Genomic DNA, 19515 nt, shown 5'->3' with positions numbered 1-19515 from the left:
ACAATCAACTGTATTGGTATGGAGATTAATATACTTCCATACACGTTTAGAAAAAATCATTTTTTTATGTGCATAGTGGTCGATTTTAGCTTGAATAGTAAAGTATTATTCCATTCGTTTTTCCACTAGTAAGCTCTGTCACGATATCTCTTTTAGATGGGGAGGGGAACGGCGTAGACTCCTGCAGAAAAACGGACGAGAGAAGACCCCGCAGCGAATGCGAGGAGGCTTGTTCGTTCGTCCGCCGGAAAGCGAAGCCGTTCCCCTCACCATCTATCCCATCCTCACATAGACAGAGCCTCGGCATTTCCTATGTTAGAAAACAACCTTTGGGAAAAGTGCTTAATATAAACCGTATAAACGGCGTGATGTCGGTGAAAAAGAGAGATTGATAGAAACTTATAATGATATATAGGAATATAAATGGTCACTTTAGGGTAAAAGATAATGTTTCTATAATTTTTAAGAATGCTCTGAAAAATAGAGTTCTGGGAAGGGATGCTGATCCTTCACTTGAAACAAACAGAGTTTAAAGGGGGCGGAAGCAGGATGAGTGACAGATATTCCCGACAAATGTTGTTCAAACCGATTGGGGAAGCCGGGCAGGGAAAAATAGCTGAAAAGCATGTCGTCGTGATCGGGGCGGGGGCGTTGGGATCTGCCAATGCAGAATCCCTTGTCAGGGCAGGCGTAGGTAGATTGACAATCATTGACCGCGATTATGTGGAGATGAGCAACCTTCACCGTCAACAGTTATATACAGAGAGCGATGCCGTAGAGGGCTTACCTAAAGCGGTCGCCGCCAAAAACCGATTGGAAAAGATTCATTCAGGAGTACATATCACCGCCTGCGTGGCAGAAGCTGACGCAGAGTGGCTGTCGGGAATCGCCAGGGATGCGGATCTGTTGTTGGATTGTACAGATAACTTTGATATTCGAATGATCATAAATGACATCTCTCTTAAATATCACGTCCCGTGGATATATGGGTCCTGTGTCGGGAGCACAGGAATGAGCTATACGATCCTTCCGGGAAAGACGCCATGCTTGAATTGTCTCACGGGATCCGTTCCGATGTCGGGGGGGACGTGTGATTCTTCCGGCATCATCGCTCCTGCGGTGCAAATGGTAGCGGCCTATCAAACGACGGAAGCACTGAAGCTTTTAGTGGACGATTATGACTCATTGAGAAGTGGGCTGATCACCTTCGATCTGTGGGGCAATCAATCCTTTACGATGAATGCATCAAAGGCGAAAAGGGAGGACTGCCCTTCCTGTGGTGAAAATCCTGTTTATCCATATTTACAGTTCGAAAACAGGATGAAGACAACGGTCCTTTGCGGAAGGGACACAGTGCAGATCAGGTCTCCCCATCATCCACACTCGTTACATGAACTGGAACGAAACTTAGAGGGGTTAGGGGAAATGAAGCGGAATCCCTATTTGCTTTCATTTCATTATGAGCCGTACAGGATCGTGTTCTTCCATGATGGCCGGACATTCATCCACGGAACCAATGATATGAACGAAGCTAAAAAGATTTATCATCGCTTAATCGGATAGGAGGGAGCAGATGTTGGAACGTCGAACGCCCATGAAGGTAGAAGAAGCCATAGAATGTCTCCTGAAGTATAAAAAGAGAGGCACAATCGAAACCGTGGAAATCGAAAAGGCATCCGGAAGAATTCTTGGGGAAAATCTATTTGCCGATCATGATGTCCCTCTATTTGACCGCTCCCCATATGATGGGTTTGCCATAAGAGCCGAGGATACGGTGGATGCGTCGAGGGAAAATCCTGTTAAGTTGGAAGTGGTATCTGAAATAGGGGCAGGAAGTGTATACGATCAACCATTAAAAGAAAACCAGGCCGTCAGGATCATGACAGGCGCACCGATTCCCGAAGGAGCGAGCGCAGTGGTCATGCTTGAATTGGTGAAGAACCTGGAGGAAAACGGAAGAGCATATATCACCATAAACCGGCCGTATAAGGAGGGGGACAATATTTCCTTCCGTGGGGAGGATACGAAAAAGGGGACGATCCTTGCTGAAAAAGGAACGTTCATCAATCCCGGGATCGTGGCGCTCCTGGCCACTTTCGGCTATAAGGAAGTACCCGTCAGCAGGAAACCGAAAGTAGGGGTCCTCGCGACTGGAAGTGAACTGCTTGAAATAGATGAACCACTCGTCCCCGGCAAGATCCGGAACAGTAATTCCTATATGGTTCTCTCCCAGATTGAACGGGCAGGGGGCGAAGGGATCTTCCTGGGGCAATTGAGCGATGACTTTGATTTGTGCTTCAAACACGTGGAAAATGCCCTTCAACAGGTGGATTTTCTGATCACGACAGGCGGTGTATCCGTAGGAGATTATGATTATCTTCCGGATATTTATCGTAAGCTTGGAGCCAATGTGCTGTTCAATAAAGTGGGAATGCGGCCTGGAAGTGTCACAACGGTAGCAGAGAAGGAGGGAAAGCTCCTATTCGGGTTATCCGGCAATCCATCTGCCTGTTATGTAGGTTTTGAATTATTCGTCCGACCGGTCATTCGATTTTATTTACAGTGCCCCCACCTTTTTGTCAGAAGTGAAGAAGCCGTTCTCGGTAAAGATTTTCCTAAGCCGAATCCCTTTACCCGGTTTGTCAGGGGTGAAATGACGTATTCAGGCGGAAACGTGTTTGCTGCACCTACAGGTTTGGATAAATCAGGGGTCGTTTCCTCCCTGGCATCTGCCAATGTCCTTATTGTCCTTCCGGGGGGAACAAGGGGATATAAGCAGGGGATGCGGGTTCAGGTCCTGCTGCTGGACGATCAGCAGGGCAGTGATCAGTTCGGGAATCCTTTTCAGAAAAAAAAATCAAGTGAAGAAAGGATGCAGCTCCGTGAATGATGATTTATTTGTGATAACAGACGCTCCTATTCATCCTGAAGAAGTTTCTGCGAAAGTGGAAAGCCGGGACGCTGGAGCCGTGACCATTTTTTGCGGAACCGTCAGAGAATGGACGAAAGGAAGTAGAACTCTTTATTTGGAGTACCAAGCCTATGAATCTATGGCTGTAAAGAAACTTGCAGAAATTGGGGGGCAGGTCCAAGACAAATGGCCGGCTGCCAAGGTAGCGATCACACACCGGGTGGGAAGACTCGAAATATCCGATCTCGCAGTGGTCATTGCCGTATCATCCCCCCACAGGAAAGCGGCCTATGAAGCCAATGAATACGTGATTGAACAGATAAAGAAAGTCGTCCCGATCTGGAAGAAAGAGCACTGGGAAGATGGGGAACAGTGGATAGGAGATCAACTACAGCAGGTGGAATATCCTGACGGGAAACCGATGAAAGGAAGTGGAACGGATGATTAAGGTATTCCTTTTTGCCCATCTGCAGGAAAGGGCAGGTCGACAAGAGGTGACGATCGACAAGGGGGAACTCACCGTGAAAGAGTTAAAGGAAAGGCTGATGGACGAGTATCATCTTCCCCTGGATGGAGTCATGGTTGCCGTCAATGAACAATACTCCCTGGAAGATGAAGTGATTTCATCAGGGGACGTCGTTGCCCTCATTCCCCCAGTCAGCGGGGGATAATGGACAGCGAATGATAAAGACATGAAAGGGGACGATCCATTGCTAGCAGAACATCGGAAGTCATCGGTTAAAGTAATCTCATGTAAAGTGTTGACAGTAAGCGATACAAGAACAAAAGATACAGATAAAAGCGGAAAGCTGCTGAAGGAACTTCTCCACCAATCAGGCCATGCAGTCGCTGAATATGAAATCGTAAAAGATGATATCAGCCTCATCACGGCCGAACTGGAAAAAGCAATACATAATCAAGATATACAGGCGGTTCTATTAAATGGTGGAACCGGCATCAGTAAAAGGGATGTAACGATAGAAGCGGTAAAATCATTATTGGATAAAGAATTGGTAGGTTTTGGGGAACTGTTCCGATTCCTGAGCTACCGGGATGATATAGGGTCTGCCGCCATCCTATCAAGGGCGATTGCAGGGGTATCGGATGACACGGTCATCTTTTCCATGCCGGGTTCATCGGGGGCTGTGAAACTTGCGATGGAACAATTGATCATTCCCGAAATAGGTCATATAGCAAATGAATTGACAAAGGATTCGAGGTAGAAGGAACACATGATGAGAAAAGGGATATGGATCATCATCACCACAATACTCTTCGTAACCGGCTGTTCTCCTGAAGACCGGGACAAGGTCACCCTGACCATTTCGGCAGCGGCCAGTCTGAAGGATAGTATGATGGAAGTGAAAAAGGATTTTGAAAAGCAGCATCCCACCATTCAGGTCGTCTTTAACTTTGGAGGGACCGGGTCATTAAGAAAACAGGTGGAACAGGGGGCACCGAGTGATGTGTTCCTTTCTGCATCAAAAAAGGATTACGAGAGATTGGTAGACCGGGCATTGATTGACCCAAGTCTTGGAGGGTCGTTCTTAACAAACCGGTTAGTGATCATCGCACCTGTTTCCAGCAGGGGTCGGAGTCTTGATGACCTTTCCCGCTCAAAGGATAAGCTTGCCATAGGGAACCCGGCATTCGTACCGGCGGGAAACTATGCGAAACAGGCACTTATGGGAATGGATAAATGGAATATGGTCAAGGATCAGCTGGTATTGGCCAAAGATGTTAGAGGGGTGCTTACACTGGTAGAGAATCAGTCTGTTTCGTTCGGGATTGTCTATGCCAGTGATTTGACCGCAAGCGAAAAGGTGAAATCCATTCAGGAGATCAACCCTTCCTATCATTCAAAGATCGGTTACTACGCCGGAGTATTGAAAAGCAGCAAGCATCCTAAAGAAGCAGCCGCTTTCTATAAATTTGTCATCAGTGATAAAAGAAAAGCGACGTTTGAAAGATTTGGATTTTCGAAAGGGTAATTTGTGAATAAAAGTAGGTGGACATTCAGATGGAATCATTTTGGTTCCCTATCAAGCTTTCCCTTTTGGTGGCAGCATCAGCAACTATTTTTACGTTCATTGTTTCTGTAGCACTTTCTCATACGTTCTCCCGGATTAATTTTCGGGGCAAGACCGTTTTGGAAACCCTGTTCATGCTGCCGCTGGTATTACCCCCGTCGGTCGTTGGGTTTATCCTTCTCATAGTGTTTGGGATCAATAGTCCAATAGGGAGAGCTATAGAAAAAGTAATGGGAGAAACGATTTTGTTTACACCATATGCCGCCATCGTGGCCGCTGTCGTGGTGGCGTTCCCTTTGATGTATCAATCAGCCAAAGCGGGATTTCTCGGCATAGATGAAGATATCGAGGATGCATCACGGGTGGATGGGGCTTCAGAGAGGAAGACACTCATGTACGTTTCGATCCCGCTTGCAAGCAGATCCCTGCTGACCGGATCGGTACTCAGTTTCACAAGGGCATTGGGGGAATTTGGTGCCACTTTACTGTTTGCAGGGAACATCCCTGGAAAAACCCAGACCATCTCAACGGCCATTTACGTTGCCATTGAATCCGGGGAAGACGGGGTAGCGTGGAAATATGTCGGAATAAGCATTGCCCTTTCCTTCCTCTTCCTGTTATTGGTGAACCGAATCAACGACCGGCCTTGAAAATCGAAGGCCGGAAGATTCATGGGGATGGCGTGTCACAGATGATCCCGGTTGAAATCACCATTTTTCCCGCCCGATTTATGCAATAAGTAGGTTTGTCCGATGATCATCCCTTTATCTACAGACTTACACATATCATACACACAAAGGGCTGTTGCCGTAGCGGCAGTCAAGGCTTCCATCTCCACTCCGGTGCTCCCTTTCGTTTTGACTTCTGCCGTAATATGTAACTCATAAGTGGCATCATTCATCTCTTTCCAATTAAAAGAGATATTGACACTGCTAATGGGAATGGGATGGCACATCGGGATAATGGCAGATGTTTGTTTTGCCGCCATGATACCGGCAACCTGGGCCACACCAAGGACATCGCCTTTTTTAAAATCATGATCGACGATCTTTTGATGAATTTCCTGATTGACTTGAATCGAAGAGTGAGCAATGGCATTCCGGACGGTTTCCTCTTTACCGGATATATCAACCATCTTCGCTCTGCCCTCTTCATTAAAATGAGTAAAGTTAGACATTGTGTTCACCTCTGTTTTTAGTGTAATCGTAATGGATAGGAAAGTAAATTGCCCACTCCTGGAACAGGGATTTAATAAATGACAGAGAGGTGATGCGTGTGTTCAAGGGTGTTCCGGTCATACAGGTGGTTGGATATAAGAATAGCGGGAAGACTTCCCTGGTGTGCCGCATGATCGAATGGGCGACTTCATCAGGGATTTCGGTCTCTTCGTGTAAGCATCATGGTCACGGCGGTACGCCCGATGTGGTTGAAGACACAGATAGTTTTTTTCACCAGAGGGCTGGAGCGAAGATATCAGGTGTAGAAGGAGATGGCATGCTTCAGCTGTCCATTTCAAAACCGGATTGGCAGCTTGATGATATTCTCTCAATCTATTCTTATATGAAAACGGAACTGATCATAGTAGAAGGATACAAAAGGGAACGATATCCCAAGATTGTTCTTCTCCGGCATCAGGGGGATCATCGACTCCTTCAGGAAATCGAGAATGTGATGGCGGTGATCGCCCCTTTCCCGATTGAAGGGCAGAAGGAGAAGATCGCTTATTTTTCACCTGACAGGATGAAGGAATTTGAAGAGTGGTATCTTTCATGGGTTCAGTCATCTTTGAAAAAGGAAAGAGGTGCGGAGGATGCGTGAAGTCAAAATAGCCGGAGTCATTGTGGCAGGTGGACAATCCAGGCGGTTCGGAAGCGATAAAGCTTTCTCACTCTACAAAGGAAAGCCGTTCTTTCAACACTCTCTTCAGGCCGTTTCTTCATTTGCTGATGAGGTGATCATTGTAACGAGCAGAACGTTATTTCCCCGATTCAATGCTTTGGCAAAGGTGAAGGTAGTGGAGGATATGGAAGAATTCAAAGACTGTGGACCCCTGGCTGGAATCTACACGGCCATGAATGAATACCAAGCGGAATGGTATGCCGTCCTCCCTGTCGATGTACCGCTTGTGACGAGTAGTTTAGTGGACTGCCTGGTAAGTAAAATAGATGGAAAGTACGATGCGATTGTGCCGGTCATCGGAGGTAAGCTTCAGCCTTTATTGGCCCTGTACCGGGATTCTGTCAGGGAAAGAATCTATGACCAGCTCGTTAGTGAAGAGTACAAAATGGGTACTATACTTAAAGGACTCTCTGTCCTCTATCTGACAGAAGAGGAAATAGGAGAAAGCGAAGCCTTTCATAATATCAATACGAAGCAAGATTACGACACTCATATTAAATGAAAGTATGAAATATGTAACTGGAGTGAGCCCTGCATGGAACATATCAAAGACAAGAGAACTCGAACCCTTCGTGATTTGAGGATTTCTGTAACGGATCGATGTAATTTCCGGTGCAGGTATTGCATGCCGAAAGAAATTTTTGGTGCAGATTATCCCTTTTTAGAAAGAGAAGAGATTCTTTCATTTGAGGAGATCACTCGTTTAGCCGGCATTTTTTCTGAGTTCGGTGTGGAAAAAATCCGGCTCACGGGAGGAGAACCGTTGCTTAGACGAAATCTGCCTGTCCTGATTGAAAGCTTATATAACGTGTCAGGGATAAAGGATATCGCCTTGACGACAAACGGGGTATTCCTGCCGAAGCATGCAAAGGCATTGAAACAAGCCGGCCTTACAAGAGTGAATGTTAGTCTGGATTCCTTGAATGATGAGGTATTTATGAAAATCAATGATGTGGGCAGGGGAGTAAAGCCTGTATTAGATGGAATTCGTGCTGCACAAGGGGAAGGCCTTGAAGTGAAAGTGAATATGGTCGTGAAAAAAGGTCTTAGCGACAATGAGATCATGCCCATGGTCCACTATTTCAAACGAGAAGGGATCGCTCTCAGGTTCATCGAGTTTATGGATGTCGGAACCACAAATGGCTGGAATTATAAAGATGTCATCAGCAAGAAGGAAATCCATGATCTCATAAACAGTCACTATCCGTTGGAACCCGTCGAGCCAGGTTACGTCGGAGAGGTGGCAAAAAGGTATCGGTATAGCGGGACCGATACGGAGGTGGGATTCATTTCCTCCGTGACCGAAAGTTTTTGTACGAGCTGCAACCGGGCACGGGTATCCACAGATGGAAAGCTGTTCACTTGTCTATTTGCCCAAAGCGGATTCGACTTGAAGTCCATGATACGGGGTAATGCTTCAGATGATGAATTGAAAGAGGCGATCAGAGGCGTTTGGGAAAAACGGGATGATCGTTATTCTGAAATAAGAACGGAAGAAAGCCAGGCATCCCGGAAAATCGAGATGTCCTATATTGGAGGATAAATGAAAAAGCAAGGGTTTCTCATCAAAGAGAAATCCTTGCTTTTTTTATACGGGTCAACGTAATTACTGATAGTTGACGACTGCCGGACTCGGATCCATTTTCAGCACCTCTTCGGGTGTCAGGACAGGGAAATCCTTCTCATAGAAGACTTTGAAGGCGCCATACTGGGTCGGTTCATCCCGGACGTATCTGCCATACAATGCCTGCTTATCCGCGGCTGCTCCCCAGCCATCGAAGTTGATGGCGACTTCGACGTTTTCAGTCGGTTTGATCGCATCTTTGTTCGTCAGCACGGGACCGGTGAATTGGTGGACGAGGACGAGTTTATCCGGGAGGTTATTTTCTTCCGCCATCGCCCCTATATACTCGATGGCCTCCTGGATGTTGCGGCCATCGACTTCACCGAGATCCTCTCCGGGTTTTTCACCTTCCGCTACGTGGAATTCCGTATCGATGGCGAGGTGAACATTCGGGCGCTTAAGCCACTTTTCGACCATTTTCACCTGATTCATCACCGTATCCGTTCCGAGTTGGATATCGAGCAGTACGAGAGCATCATGCTTCTCGGCAAGCTTCACATACGTTTCGATATTTTCCTCAGACGTCATCTGCACATAATCACCGTCTGGACCCGGCGCATTTTGGGCCATGGTGGTAATCAATTCAATCGTCGGGACCGCTGGACGGTCTGGGTCGAGATCAGAATAGACCTGGGTTTGTTCTTTCAGTTTCTTTATGTATTCTTCTGGTTCGTATTTTCCGAGAATCCCCATATGTTTCGATGCTGGAGTTCCGTAGTAGGTTACGAGACGATGATTCTTTAATGGTCCGTCCGATGGGTCTTCCACACCGTTAGCAAGCGTCTCACCCAAAGGTACCGTACGCTGAGGTTTTTCCTTTTGCCCCTCCTGATCGGTCTCTGTTTCTTCGGCCGGTGTTTCTTCAGCCAGGCTTTCCTTCAAGGACACTGCATCCTTAGCAGGTTCCAGCGGTTTGTAAGGTGGCTGACTCTCTTCCTTCTTTTCTGCTACCTTGTCTTCTTTCGGTTTCTTTTCTGTCTTATCTTGTTCCGAAGTGGCTTCTTTCTTTTCATGTTCTTTTGTTGCAGTGGGGGAGGAACAGGCTCCCAGTGCAAGTGTTACGGTTAACATTAGCGGCAAATATTTATTCATTGCCTCACACATCCTTTTTCTTAGAAGATTATGGAGGAGTTTAACACATTTTCCTTTACAAGAAAGCTATGTAAACAAATTGATAGAAAGATTTAATCAGAAAAGCGCCAAACCCTGGCATATGTTTCGGGGCTCGGCACTTATTCTATCATTCTATCATCTCTACTGTACACTTGTTAGTGTTGCATTACATCGATGGTTTGTGTTTCAGCTGCTGCCGAATGGAATAAAGGGCTTTTTCAACGGTTTGTTTGTTCTTCTCCGTGATTTCTCCTTTTCGCGGTATCGGCTTATAGATATTGGGTGCATCTGTCCATTCTGTCGGTAAGGTGACGCCGGCTTTGCCTTTCCATCGTTCGACCCATTTGGACGGAAAAGCGGAAGCGAGGTCCACCTGCCCCGTCATTTCCATCCAGATCATGCTCCAGGCACGGGGGACGACCCTCCAAATGTCATAGCCGCCTCCGCCGACGGCAATCCATTTGCCATCGCAATACTCGTGGGCAAGCTCATGGGCGATGCGGGGGATTTCCCGGTAGATGTTCATGGTTGCCGAAAGATGGGTGAGTGGATCATAGTAATGGGCATCCGCCCCGTTTTGGGTGAGGATCACGTCCGGTTTGAAGAATTCAATGACTTCCCTGAAGGACGTCTCATAGGCCTCGAGCCACGATTCATCCTCCGTGAAGGCATCGAGGGGGATATTGAATGAATATCCATATCCCTTACCGTGACCCCGCTCATTGATATTGCCCGTTCCCGGGAAGAGATACCGGCCTGTCTCGTGAATCGAGAGGGTGCAAACATCGGGGTCATCGTAAAATGACCACTGGACCCCATCCCCATGATGGGCATCGGTATCGACGTACAATACCCTTGCCCTGTATTTTTCCTGTAAATAACGGATCGCCACGGAACTGTCATTATAAATGCAGAATCCAGAAGCCTTCCCCTTGAACCCGTGGTGCAATCCGCCCCCCAAGTGAAGGGCATGCTTCGCTTTACCGGTCATGACGCAGTCAACGGCCGTCAGCGTGCCGCCCACTAAATACGCACTAGCTTCATGCATACCTTGAAACATAGGGGTATCTTCTGTACCGATCCCGAACCCTTCTGCCTGATCTTGAGAAAGCTGGCCATTACTCGCTTGTCTGACAGCGTTTACATAGTTGGGATCATGATTAAGGAACAACTCATCATCAGTAGCCATTCGCGGAGGGACGATGTCATCCGGTTGAAGAGCCTTCACTTCCTTTAAGAGGTCCATCGTCAGGGTGATCCGGGTCTGATTGAAGGGATGCTCATCAGAGAACCGGTACCCCAGCAGTTCATCTGAATAAATGAAGACAGCATCCTTTGTCATGATGAGATTCCCGGCATGTTTGGCCATAACACGTCATATCCTTCTTTTTTAAGATCACTGATCACGTTCATCGGGTTCATCGTCCGTACCCTGAATACAAGGATTTTAAAGGCTTCGTCTTTTTTGTCCGGGTAGACGAGGACACTTTGGATATTGGAATTATGCCGTCTGATGATGCCTGCCACTTCATAGAGGATGCCTGCCTTATGAGGGACCTTCACTTCAATCTGGGATCCGGGCTGATGTGCACCGGTCAATTGAATGAGAGTATACAGCAGATCGGTTTCCGTAATGATCCCGACGAGTTTCTTTTCCTTCAGTATAGGAAGGCAGCTGATATGATGCTCATAAAAGAGGGCAGCGACTTCTTCCACGAAATCCAGTGGATGCCCCGTGATCACATCGGTCTTCATGATGTATTTAAGAGGCTTCTGCAGCTCGGACGTCACGGATCCGTCATGGAAGATGGAAGGTGTACCATCCTTCACGTCCCGGTCACTTACGATGCCGACGACTTCCATCTCGTCATTCGTGATCGGGATATGTTTGATTTTCTTTTCCCTCATTAAATTGATGGCCGATTCGATCGTATCGTCGGCTTTCAATGTTTCGATTTTCGTTTTCATTATCTCTTCTACAATCACGCTCTCCACCCCTTTTAGAAACAGTCACGTCAATACATAAAACGATTCATAAATCGAAGCTGGTCAAATTGCTGAATGGAATCTGCATCCACCCGTTTGCCGATTCTCGCCATTAAGCAGTTGGCCGGATGGGAACTGATTTCAGGATCATCCGTTGCATAGTATTCCAATCCGCCGGCGTTCATCATTTTCTCCATCACTTTCCGGTATTCCCATACATTAAGGCCCGTCCCTTTAAGGTCCCAGTGCCAATAGTATTCTGTCGTAATGACGATATAATCTTCCATATGATCATCCATCATGGATACTTTCAATAGATTCTTCCCGACGGCCGCCCCGCGGAATTTTGGGATGACCTCGATGGCCCCAAGTTCGATCAGGTTCTTCATCTTCCCCTGTGACCACCGTTCGAGGGGATCAGGGTATAAATATGTAACGTACCCGACGATTGTATGATGGTCCCTGGCAATCAAGATGCGCCCTTCCGGTAAACCGGCGATCTCGACAAGGGCTTTGTGCTGCTGGGCCGGGGGTCTGAAAGCGACCAGGTCCTCATGGAAATCAAGGCGTGATAACTCCTCTGCCGAAATCGGACCTTCAATAATGATATTTCCTTTTGTTGTCTTTAACTCTGTTGCATTATAGGTTTTTTTCAATTTCATCTGGACACCACCTAAAGATATTCCTCCCTTCCATTATACATGAAAATAAAAACGAGAGAGCGCTTTCACAAAAAATTCAGACGTTTAGCTTGGGATTGTTATTCTGAAATACCTATTAAAGACAAGGTTTTGAGGGGGGATTGAATCAAAATCCAGTAGATATACTCCATGGCAGATTTTTTAAAAAATTGAGAAAATATTCGTTTTATACTATAATAAGATTGTAATTTCTTACATAAGGGGGATACGGTATATGAAAGTGGAAGCGCTACCAGTGACAAAGGGAAACTATAATCTTGAAAACTATGAAAATACGTATGATTCATTCGATTGGAAAGAGGTCGAGAAGGAATTTTCATGGGCGGAAACAGGTCGCGTCAATCTTGCTCACGAAGCGATTGACCGGCATGCAGTGTCTTTCAGGAAGAATAAGGTCGCTCTTTATTACCGAGATGCAGAACGTGATGAAAAATATACGTACTCTGATATGAAGAAGATGTCGAACAAAGCAGGAAATGTATTGAAGCGATTTGGGGATGTGGAAAAAGGTGACCGCGTGTTCATCTTCATGCCAAGATCACCGGAGTTATATTTCTCCGTCCTGGGTGCAATCAAACTCGGAGCCATCGTGGGACCGCTATTTGAAGCTTTCATGGAGGGAGCTGTCCGGGACCGCCTGGAGGATAGCGAAGCAAAGGTTCTCATCACTACTCCCGAGCTTTTGAAAAGGGTTCCTGTAAGTGAACTGCCGAATCTGAAGCATGTCTTCCTTGTAGGGGAAGAGGTGGAGGAAGATGATGTGCATGTGGACTTTATGGCTAAATTCTCTGAAGCGAGTGATAAGCTTCAAGTGGAATGGGTGGACCGGAACGATGGTCTGATCCTTCACTATACGTCCGGTTCCACCGGAAAACCTAAAGGGGTGCTTCACGTCCATAACGCGATGATCCAGCATTATCAAACGTCTAAGTGGGTATTGGATCTCCAGGAAGAAGACGTGTATTGGTGCACAGCGGATCCAGGCTGGGTCACAGGTACTTCTTATGGAATCTTCGGCCCTTGGCTGACGGGCGCCTCCAATGTCATTGTCGGGGGACGTTTCAAGCCGGAGAACTGGTATAAAACAATTGAAGACTATGGTGTGACGGTCTGGTACAGTGCACCGACTGCCTTCAGAATGCTGATGGGTGCCGGGGATGAAGTCGTGAAGCAATTCGACCTGAGCTCCCTGCGTCATATCCTGAGCGTTGGGGAGCCATTGAATCCCGAGGTCGTCCGTTGGGGGATGAAAGTATTCAACCTGCGCATCCATGATACGTGGTGGATGACGGAAACAGGCGGACAGCTGATCTGTAACTATCCAAGCATGGAGATCAAACCTGGCTCCATGGGGAAACCATTCCCTGGCGTTAAAGCGGCAATCGTCGATGATCAAGGAAATGAAGTACCACCTTACCGGATGGGGAACCTGGCCATCAAAAAAGGCTGGCCATCGATGATGAATCAGATCTGGAATAACCCACAGAAGTATGAATCATACTTCATGCCTGGCGATTGGTATGTATCAGGGGATTCCGCTTATATGGATGAAGACGGATACTTCTGGTTCCAGGGCCGGATCGATGATGTCATCATGACTTCTGGAGAAAGGGTAGGTCCTTTCGAGGTGGAGAGCAAGCTTGTTGAACATCCGGCTGTCGCAGAAGCTGGTGTCATTGGTAAGCCCGATCCTGTCCGCGGTGAAGTCATCAAAGCATTCATCGCCCTTCGTGACGGATACGAAGTGACGGACGAGTTGAAGGAAGAGATTCGCCAGTTCGTGAAAAAAGGTCTCGCTGCCCACGCGGCACCGAGGGAAATCGAATTCCGCGATAAGCTTCCGAAGACGCGAAGCGGAAAAATCATGCGCCGCGTATTGAAGGCATGGGAGCTAGACCTGCCGACAGGTGATTTGAGTACGATGGAAGACTGATAGATGTATTGGATGGACCCCCGCTCTTTGTGAGTGGGGGTTTCTTTGTGTTGGGATAATTGCAACCCAGTTTACAACACAGGCAAACAGCCTTAGAGATGTATATATCTCTAAGGCTGTTTTGAATTTTCTTTTGTCTGTATTCAATAAATGAGGCTAAAGCCGGTTTCGTCAATAAGCGGAAGAATTCCGCTTATTTATGAAATATAACGGAAAATATCTTAAATAGACGGAAAAATTCCGACTATTTACTCGAAAATACGTGAAAATGGTTACTATTGCTTTGCTTAGTCGGAATATTTCCGCTTATGTCGCGAACAAAAGCTCTATTCTGCAGTCTTAACCGGAAAGTTTCCGCTTATTTTCACTATAACTGGTTACTAAATTAAGGATAAAACTACTTACAAAATCACACATTTCTTTTATTACTAATTTCATTGATCTACTATGTGAATGAAGGCAAAATACGCCATGTGAGTTCAAAGTTGATACGTGACTACAATGCAAAAAAAGAGGGAGACGTCACAACGACGTTTCCCTCTTTTCAATCAATCATCAGTTCTGCGCTGGAGGTGGATCCGGTTCTGTAGGTGGTTCGGTTCCGCCACCGTCACCGTCACCACCGCCGTCACCGCCTCCATTGCCGCCGCCATCATCTGCAGGAGGTGGTGGCTCCGGCTTGTCCGGTTTATCGGGCTTTGGAGGTGGATCGGCTGGTTTGTCACCAGGTGGTTTCGGATCTGTACCCGGTTTTTCAGGTTTCGGATCCGGTTTTGGTGCCGGTTGTCCGATCTGGACCGTGTTGGAACGGGCAGATTCTTTACCGGCGACATCGACGGCAACCACGTAGAAATCACCGTTTCCAACCGATACGGCTAAACTGGATCCGGACTTGACGCTTCCGACTTTTCCGCCGGATGTCCGGTATACTCTATATCCGACCACATCGCCGCTCGCGGAGGGTGTCCACGTGATTTTGTTCCCGTTTCCGCTCGCATTGACGGTTCCAGGAGCTGCCCCGTCATCGGAAATCTTGTTCTCCGCGATGAGGACGTTTTTAAATCGTTCGTCTCCATCCGGGATCAGTTTGTCCGGATTTCCAGGCACTGCACCGAAGATGTTTTTCACAAAGTCAGGGTTCAGGATGACACCCGGCTGTGAAAATTCTGCCGGCGTATTCGGCAATGCCAGGTATTTCTTTCCGTTCACCATGACGTAACGACTCATAAGTAAGCTGTCATCCGTTTTGGTAGGAACGTATTTTGCATTGAATAAATCACTTTTAACAAGTCCCGCCTGGCTGCATGCTTCGGATGGAAGCAGACCAGAGATGGAACAGAAGGATCTTCTGACGACCCCTTCCGGCTGTTGGAACGATGCATCAGGGTCGATCAGATCTGGAGCCAGGTCCCTGACATCATTCAACAGATACGACCATAAGCGGATGTTACGCAAGCCGTAATGTCCGTACCGGGCTCGTGAAGAAGCTGTATTCAATGAAGAAGGCGTGTCATAACCGAACCAGGTTCCGAAGGTGATGCTCGGATTCGTTGCCACAAACCAGTGATCTTTGTAATCCTGACTCGTTCCGGATTTCCCGGCCCAGTCTGAATTAAAGTTCAGGAAGGTTTTCGCATAACGTCCCGTACCAAGGTTATGATCCAGGGTATCCCTCATCATATCGATCGCTAAATAAGCGGTTTGCGGACTGAAGACATCCACAGGTTCTGTCTTGTGTTCAAAGACGACATTGCCGTCCTTGTCGACGATCTTGTCAATCATGAAGGCATCGATGAATTTCCCTCCATTGGCAAAGGTGGTGTAGGCATTTACGTTTTCTTCGACCGTGACACCCGTCGTCGTAGCCCCGAGAGTAAGGGACAGGTTATTGTCATATCTGCTTGAAAGTGATTCGAAGCCCATTTTCAATAGAAACTCTTTAAATGGATTCCGGTTGTATATATTCGCATACGTTCTGACCGCTGGCAGATTCAATGATTCTGCCAGGGCGAATCTTGCAGGGAAGAGTCCGCGCTCCCTGAACGAATAGTTTTCCGGTTTCCAGCCATTGATGTTGACGCCCACATCGGGAATCGGTGATCCCGGTGAGATGTAGCCGTATTCGAGTGCTGGTCCGTAAGCGAGCAAAGGCTTCATGGTAGAGCCGTTTGATCTGTGTGATTGAGTAGCATGGTTGATTTGTTCCAATTTGAAATCACGGCCGCCGATGAAGCTGATGATGCGGCCCGTTTTGTTCTCGATCATCACGGCGCCGACCTGAACCGGCTCCTCGATTTCTACTTCTTTCCCTGTGTCAGGGTCTTTTTCCGTTCTGGTTTTGGTAGGACCATACATGTCATACGCATCCTTTGTTTTTTGCATCTGGTCATAGATCTTCTTGTTGATGGTTGAATGGATTTCATACCCGCTTTGACGGACGTTGCGGTCAGCAAGCGTCTGGTACTTGTCTTCAAGTTCATCATTGTTTTCAAGATCCTGTTCAGAATATCCATCTTCCTTGGCAAGCACATTTTTCATGATTTCCACTGCCCTGCTTTCAAGTTCGGCAGTGAGCCATGGGTATTGCTCTCGAGGTGATGGCTTTGGTTTCACGAAATCCTTTGAGATGTCGTAAGCAACGGCATCGTCATATTGCTTTTTCGTGATGTATCCTTCCCGGTGCATCCGGTAGAGGACCGTGTTTTTCCTGCTCATCCCGGCTTCGAGATTCTCTTTGATTTCCCCATTATTCTTGAATGGTGTGTAAGAGAAGGGAGCCTGTGGAAGTCCAGCGATGAAGGCTGACTGTGGCAGGGTCAAATCCTTGGCGTCCACTCCGAAAATGCCTTTGGCAGCCGATTGGACACCTGCGATATTTTGGCCGGATGAGTTCCGTCCAAGAGTCGCTACATTCAGATACGCTTCCAGTATCTCATCTTTATCAAAAAATCTTTCCAGGCGAAGAGCGAGAAGGATCTCTTTCGCTTTTCTTTCAAATGATACTTCATTCGTGAGGATCTGATTTTTGATCAGCTGTTGAGTGAGTGTACTCCCGCCCGATTGGGTGGCTGAATTCGTGAATTCCTGTAGGACGGCGCGCATGATCGCTTTCGGCACGACACCGTTATGTTCGTTGAAGTACTCATCTTCTGTTGCAATGACGGCATGCTGCAGATCTTTCGAAATATCTTCAAGCTTCACTTCTTCCCGTTCCAGGTCAGTCCGGAGTTTCCCGAGATAGACATCGTCCGAGAAGTAAAGTCGAGAGGTTTCTTCGTAGTTGTAGATGTCCTTTTTCATTTGGTCATAAGGACGGATTGGTTCTTCCTTGACGAGTGAAGCGAAATAACCCGCTCCGACTCCTCCTGCAAATGCCAATCCCAATACAAAGAGGACGATCAGGATCAAAGACAGGTTCCAGAATACACCGTATGTAATTCTTGCTCGTTTTTGTAGTCTAGTATTTGAAAAGAACCTGATTGCAGGGTCTAATTTTTCACGTAATATGTTCCATTTTTCCTTCATATATCATTCCCCCCAGAACATTCCCATTATAGCATAATTACAGGAAGGCTGTCGTAAAAAGTCAAATAAAATGGTCTTTTATCATGCGTTTAGTTGACTATTATTTTGGAATATGGTAAAAACCTAATATAGTGATTGTAATGATCATCCGACATCAATCGGATTACTGTACACATAATACATGCAATGAGAGGAATAAGTAGTCTGCCTTCCCTGTTACGAAGAGAGTCAGTGGGTGCTGTGAACTGACACAAATGGCCGATGAATTACATCCTGGAGCTTTTGTCGTGAACCTTAGTAGCGGCAAACGGTGAGAGCCGTTATCTCTATAGAGTGAAGGATGTTATTCCTTAATTTGGGTGGTACCGCGCGACAGCGTCCCTGCATATATGCAGGGACTTTTTTGTTGTTTGCACGTGAAATTAAAAGGAGGAAGAGAGATGGATTTATTAAAAGACTTGGAATGGCGTGGGATCACGTACCAGCAAACAGATGCTGAAGGCTTGAAGGACTTATTGAATAAAGAGAGCATTTCGATTTACTGCGGGATCGATCCGACAGCGGACAGCATGCATATCGGGCATCTGCTTCCATTCCTGACGCTTCGCCGTTTCCAGAATCAAGGGCATCGTCCACTTGTCCTGGTTGGAGGGGCGACAGGTTTGATCGGTGATCCGAGCGGAAAAAATGAAGAACGTAAACTGCAGACCATTGAAGCCATTCAGGGAAATGTAGAGAGCATTAAAGGACAGCTCCAGAGCATCTTTGATTTCGAAGGGGAAAATGGGGCAGTGATGGTGAATAACTATGACTGGATCGGAGCGATGGATGTTGTCGCATTCCTTCGTGATTTCGGTAAGCATGTGGGTGTCAATTACATGCTGGCGAAAGATACGATCTCGTCTCGTCTGGAATCGGGTATTTCATTCACTGAATTTACGTATACGATCCTGCAAGCGATGGATTTCAATCATCTATACGACAACTACAATTGTAAGCTGCAGATCGGTGGAAGTGACCAGTGGGGGAACATTACGACGGGCCTTGAACTGATCAGACGAACACATGAAGAAGAGACGAAGGCTTTCGGCTTCACGATTCCACTTGTCACGAAAGCGGACGGAACGAAATTCGGTAAAACGGAAAGCGGGGCGGTATGGCTCGATCCGAAGAAGACGTCTCCTTACGAGTTCTACCAGTTCTGGATCAACGCAGCCGATGCGGATGTCGTGAAATACTTGAAGTACTTTACCTTCCTTTCTCATGAAGAAATCGATGCACTTGCTGCTTCCGTTGAAACAGAACCTCATCTTCGCAAAGCACAAAAGACGTTAGCGGAAGAAATGACGAAGTTGATCCACGGAGAAGAAGCCCTTGATCAGGCGATTCGTATCACTCAAGCGTTATTCAGTGGTGACATCAAATCATTATCAGCTTCTGAAATACTGGAAGGCTTCAAAGATGTCCCGTCTTTCGAACAGGCAAAAGGAGAAGAAATCGGATTGATCGATCTTCTTGTCAATGCGAAGATTTCGCCTTCCAAACGCCAGGCACGTGAAGATGTCGGCAACGGTGCGATCTACATCAATGGAGAGCGTATCACGGACCTTCAGCATGTGATGGGCGAAGGGGACAAGATCGAAGGACAATTTACGATCATCCGCCGAGGAAAAAAGAAATATTTCAGAGTTCAGTACGTATAATAGGATATAGAATCTATCAGCGCGGTATCCGTTTCTCTCATTAGGAGCGGGTACCGTGCTTTTATTATGGGAATTTCATGTTTTTTAGCA

General features: G+C 46.9%; 18 protein-coding genes and 1 other annotated feature. Of the genes, 12 read left to right on the top strand and 6 right to left on the bottom strand.

Annotated features, from left to right (window positions below; translation table 11 throughout):
• The first annotated feature begins 549 nt into the window (after positions 1-549).
• Genes BVI01S_RS17780 through modB form a run of 7 tightly spaced genes read left to right on the top strand, consistent with a single transcriptional unit; the run spans position 550 to position 5591 of the window.
• Positions 550-1563 carry a MoeB/ThiF family adenylyltransferase gene (locus BVI01S_RS17780; protein ID WP_061811128.1) on the top strand — a complete coding sequence of 338 codons (1014 nt, stop codon included), beginning with the start codon at positions 550-552 and terminating at the stop codon, positions 1561-1563.
• A gap of 10 nt (positions 1564-1573) precedes the next feature.
• Complete coding sequence (locus tag BVI01S_RS17775) at positions 1574-2890, top strand: molybdopterin molybdotransferase MoeA (protein WP_082804778.1); 1317 nt, start codon at positions 1574-1576, stop codon at positions 2888-2890.
• Positions 2883-3359, top strand: a complete 477-nt coding sequence (locus tag BVI01S_RS17770) for a molybdenum cofactor biosynthesis protein MoaE (RefSeq protein WP_061811127.1) — start codon at positions 2883-2885, stop codon at positions 3357-3359. Before BVI01S_RS17775 ends, BVI01S_RS17770 begins: the two co-directional genes overlap by 8 nt.
• Positions 3352-3582 carry a molybdopterin converting factor subunit 1 gene (gene moaD, locus BVI01S_RS17765; RefSeq protein ID WP_034765717.1) on the top strand — a complete coding sequence of 77 codons (231 nt, stop codon included), beginning with the start codon at positions 3352-3354 and terminating at the stop codon, positions 3580-3582. Before BVI01S_RS17770 ends, moaD begins: the two co-directional genes overlap by 8 nt.
• 21 nt (positions 3583-3603) lie before the next feature.
• Positions 3604-4134 carry a MogA/MoaB family molybdenum cofactor biosynthesis protein gene (locus BVI01S_RS17760; protein ID WP_061811126.1) on the top strand — a complete coding sequence of 177 codons (531 nt, stop codon included), beginning with the start codon at positions 3604-3606 and terminating at the stop codon, positions 4132-4134.
• Positions 4135-4143: 9 nt separating this feature from the next.
• Complete coding sequence (gene modA, locus BVI01S_RS17755; RefSeq protein ID WP_082804777.1) at positions 4144-4902, top strand: molybdate ABC transporter substrate-binding protein; 759 nt, start codon at positions 4144-4146, stop codon at positions 4900-4902.
• Positions 4903-4931: 29 nt separating this feature from the next.
• Positions 4932-5591, top strand: a complete 660-nt coding sequence (gene modB, locus BVI01S_RS17750; protein ID WP_061811124.1) for a molybdate ABC transporter permease subunit — start codon at positions 4932-4934, stop codon at positions 5589-5591.
• 35 nt (positions 5592-5626) lie between these two features.
• Here the strand turns inward: modB and moaC are convergent, their stop codons facing one another.
• Positions 5627-6118 (bottom strand): cyclic pyranopterin monophosphate synthase MoaC, encoded by a 492-nt coding sequence (gene moaC / locus BVI01S_RS17745; protein ID WP_061811123.1) that lies wholly within the window; start codon positions 6116-6118, stop codon positions 5627-5629.
• A gap of 98 nt (positions 6119-6216) precedes the next feature.
• Between moaC and mobB the strand changes: the two genes are divergently transcribed.
• The 3 genes from mobB to moaA are packed head-to-tail and all read left to right on the top strand — an operon-like array spanning position 6217 to position 8383.
• Complete coding sequence (mobB, locus tag BVI01S_RS17740; RefSeq protein WP_061811122.1) at positions 6217-6759, top strand: molybdopterin-guanine dinucleotide biosynthesis protein B; 543 nt, start codon at positions 6217-6219, stop codon at positions 6757-6759.
• Positions 6752-7342, top strand: coding sequence for a molybdenum cofactor guanylyltransferase (locus tag BVI01S_RS17735; protein ID WP_061811121.1), 591 nt, complete (start codon positions 6752-6754; stop codon positions 7340-7342). Before mobB ends, BVI01S_RS17735 begins: the two co-directional genes overlap by 8 nt.
• Before the next feature lie 33 nt (positions 7343-7375).
• On the top strand, positions 7376-8383 hold the full coding sequence (gene moaA, locus BVI01S_RS17730; protein WP_061811120.1) for a GTP 3',8-cyclase MoaA: 1008 nt from the start codon (positions 7376-7378) through the stop codon (positions 8381-8383).
• Between the two features lie 63 nt (positions 8384-8446).
• Here moaA and BVI01S_RS17725 read toward each other — a convergent pair whose 3' ends face one another.
• The 4 genes from BVI01S_RS17725 to BVI01S_RS17710 all read right to left on the bottom strand — a co-directional run bounded on the left by BVI01S_RS17725 (position 8447) and on the right by BVI01S_RS17710 (position 12225).
• Positions 8447-9556 carry a hypothetical protein gene (locus BVI01S_RS17725; RefSeq protein ID WP_061811119.1) on the bottom strand — a complete coding sequence of 370 codons (1110 nt, stop codon included), beginning with the start codon at positions 9554-9556 and terminating at the stop codon, positions 8447-8449.
• A gap of 187 nt (positions 9557-9743) precedes the next feature.
• A complete protein-coding gene (locus BVI01S_RS17720) occupies positions 9744-10919 on the bottom strand; it encodes an acetoin utilization protein AcuC (protein WP_061811129.1) in 1176 nt (391 codons plus the stop codon).
• Entirely contained in the window at positions 10916-11563 is a 648-nt protein-coding gene (locus BVI01S_RS17715; RefSeq protein ID WP_034765732.1) for an acetoin utilization AcuB family protein, read from the bottom strand. Before BVI01S_RS17715 ends, BVI01S_RS17720 begins: the two co-directional genes overlap by 4 nt.
• Positions 11564-11592: 29 nt before the next feature.
• On the bottom strand, positions 11593-12225 hold the full coding sequence (locus BVI01S_RS17710) for a GNAT family N-acetyltransferase (protein WP_034765734.1): 633 nt from the start codon (positions 12223-12225) through the stop codon (positions 11593-11595).
• A gap of 253 nt (positions 12226-12478) precedes the next feature.
• On the opposite strand from BVI01S_RS17710, the gene acsA reads away from it, so the two are divergent.
• A complete protein-coding gene (acsA, locus tag BVI01S_RS17705) occupies positions 12479-14197 on the top strand; it encodes an acetate--CoA ligase (protein ID WP_034765737.1) in 1719 nt (572 codons plus the stop codon).
• 555 nt (positions 14198-14752) lie between these two features.
• On the opposite strand, the gene BVI01S_RS17700 is transcribed toward acsA, so the two are convergent.
• Positions 14753-17722 (bottom strand): transglycosylase domain-containing protein, encoded by a 2970-nt coding sequence (locus tag BVI01S_RS17700; RefSeq protein ID WP_082804775.1) that lies wholly within the window; start codon positions 17720-17722, stop codon positions 14753-14755.
• Positions 17723-17899: 177 nt separating this feature from the next.
• Positions 17900-18108: a binding site (T-box leader), on the top strand.
• A gap of 54 nt (positions 18109-18162) precedes the next feature.
• Between BVI01S_RS17700 and tyrS the strand changes: the two genes are divergently transcribed.
• Complete coding sequence (gene tyrS / locus BVI01S_RS17695) at positions 18163-19425, top strand: tyrosine--tRNA ligase (RefSeq protein WP_061811118.1); 1263 nt, start codon at positions 18163-18165, stop codon at positions 19423-19425.
• Positions 19426-19515: the final 90 nt, after the last annotated feature.

Origin of the sequence: Rossellomorea vietnamensis NBRC 101237 (assembly GCF_001591825.1) — a bacterium.
GTDB classification, from domain to species: Bacteria; Bacillota; Bacilli; order Bacillales; family Bacillaceae_B; genus Rossellomorea; species Rossellomorea vietnamensis.
Note: the sequence above shows the minus strand (reverse complement) of the source record. Positions and strands in the feature narration are given on the sequence as shown.

Excerpts from the sequence above, each read along its gene's own strand:
- BVI01S_RS17780 (WP_061811128.1), top strand. The coding sequence starts at position 550 with ATGAGTGACAGATATTCCCGACAAATGTTGTTCAAACCGATTGGGGAA.
- BVI01S_RS17775 (WP_082804778.1), top strand. The coding sequence starts at position 1,574 with ATGTTGGAACGTCGAACGCCCATGAAGGTAGAAGAAGCCATAGAATGT.
- moaD (WP_034765717.1), top strand. The coding sequence starts at position 3,352 with ATGATTAAGGTATTCCTTTTTGCCCATCTGCAGGAAAGGGCAGGTCGA.
- BVI01S_RS17760 (WP_061811126.1), top strand. The coding sequence starts at position 3,604 with ATGAAAGGGGACGATCCATTGCTAGCAGAACATCGGAAGTCATCGGTT.
- modA (WP_082804777.1), top strand. The coding sequence starts at position 4,144 with ATGATGAGAAAAGGGATATGGATCATCATCACCACAATACTCTTCGTA.
- modB (WP_061811124.1), top strand. The coding sequence starts at position 4,932 with ATGGAATCATTTTGGTTCCCTATCAAGCTTTCCCTTTTGGTGGCAGCA.
- moaC (WP_061811123.1), bottom strand. The coding sequence starts at position 6,118 with ATGTCTAACTTTACTCATTTTAATGAAGAGGGCAGAGCGAAGATGGTT.
- BVI01S_RS17735 (WP_061811121.1), top strand. The coding sequence starts at position 6,752 with ATGCGTGAAGTCAAAATAGCCGGAGTCATTGTGGCAGGTGGACAATCC.
- moaA (WP_061811120.1), top strand. The coding sequence starts at position 7,376 with ATGGAACATATCAAAGACAAGAGAACTCGAACCCTTCGTGATTTGAGG.
- BVI01S_RS17725 (WP_061811119.1), bottom strand. The coding sequence starts at position 9,556 with ATGAATAAATATTTGCCGCTAATGTTAACCGTAACACTTGCACTGGGA.
- BVI01S_RS17720 (WP_061811129.1), bottom strand. The coding sequence starts at position 10,919 with ATGACAAAGGATGCTGTCTTCATTTATTCAGATGAACTGCTGGGGTAC.
- BVI01S_RS17710 (WP_034765734.1), bottom strand. The coding sequence starts at position 12,225 with ATGAAATTGAAAAAAACCTATAATGCAACAGAGTTAAAGACAACAAAA.
- acsA (WP_034765737.1), top strand. The coding sequence starts at position 12,479 with ATGAAAGTGGAAGCGCTACCAGTGACAAAGGGAAACTATAATCTTGAA.
- BVI01S_RS17700 (WP_082804775.1), bottom strand. The coding sequence starts at position 17,722 with ATGAAGGAAAAATGGAACATATTACGTGAAAAATTAGACCCTGCAATC.
- tyrS (WP_061811118.1), top strand. The coding sequence starts at position 18,163 with ATGGATTTATTAAAAGACTTGGAATGGCGTGGGATCACGTACCAGCAA.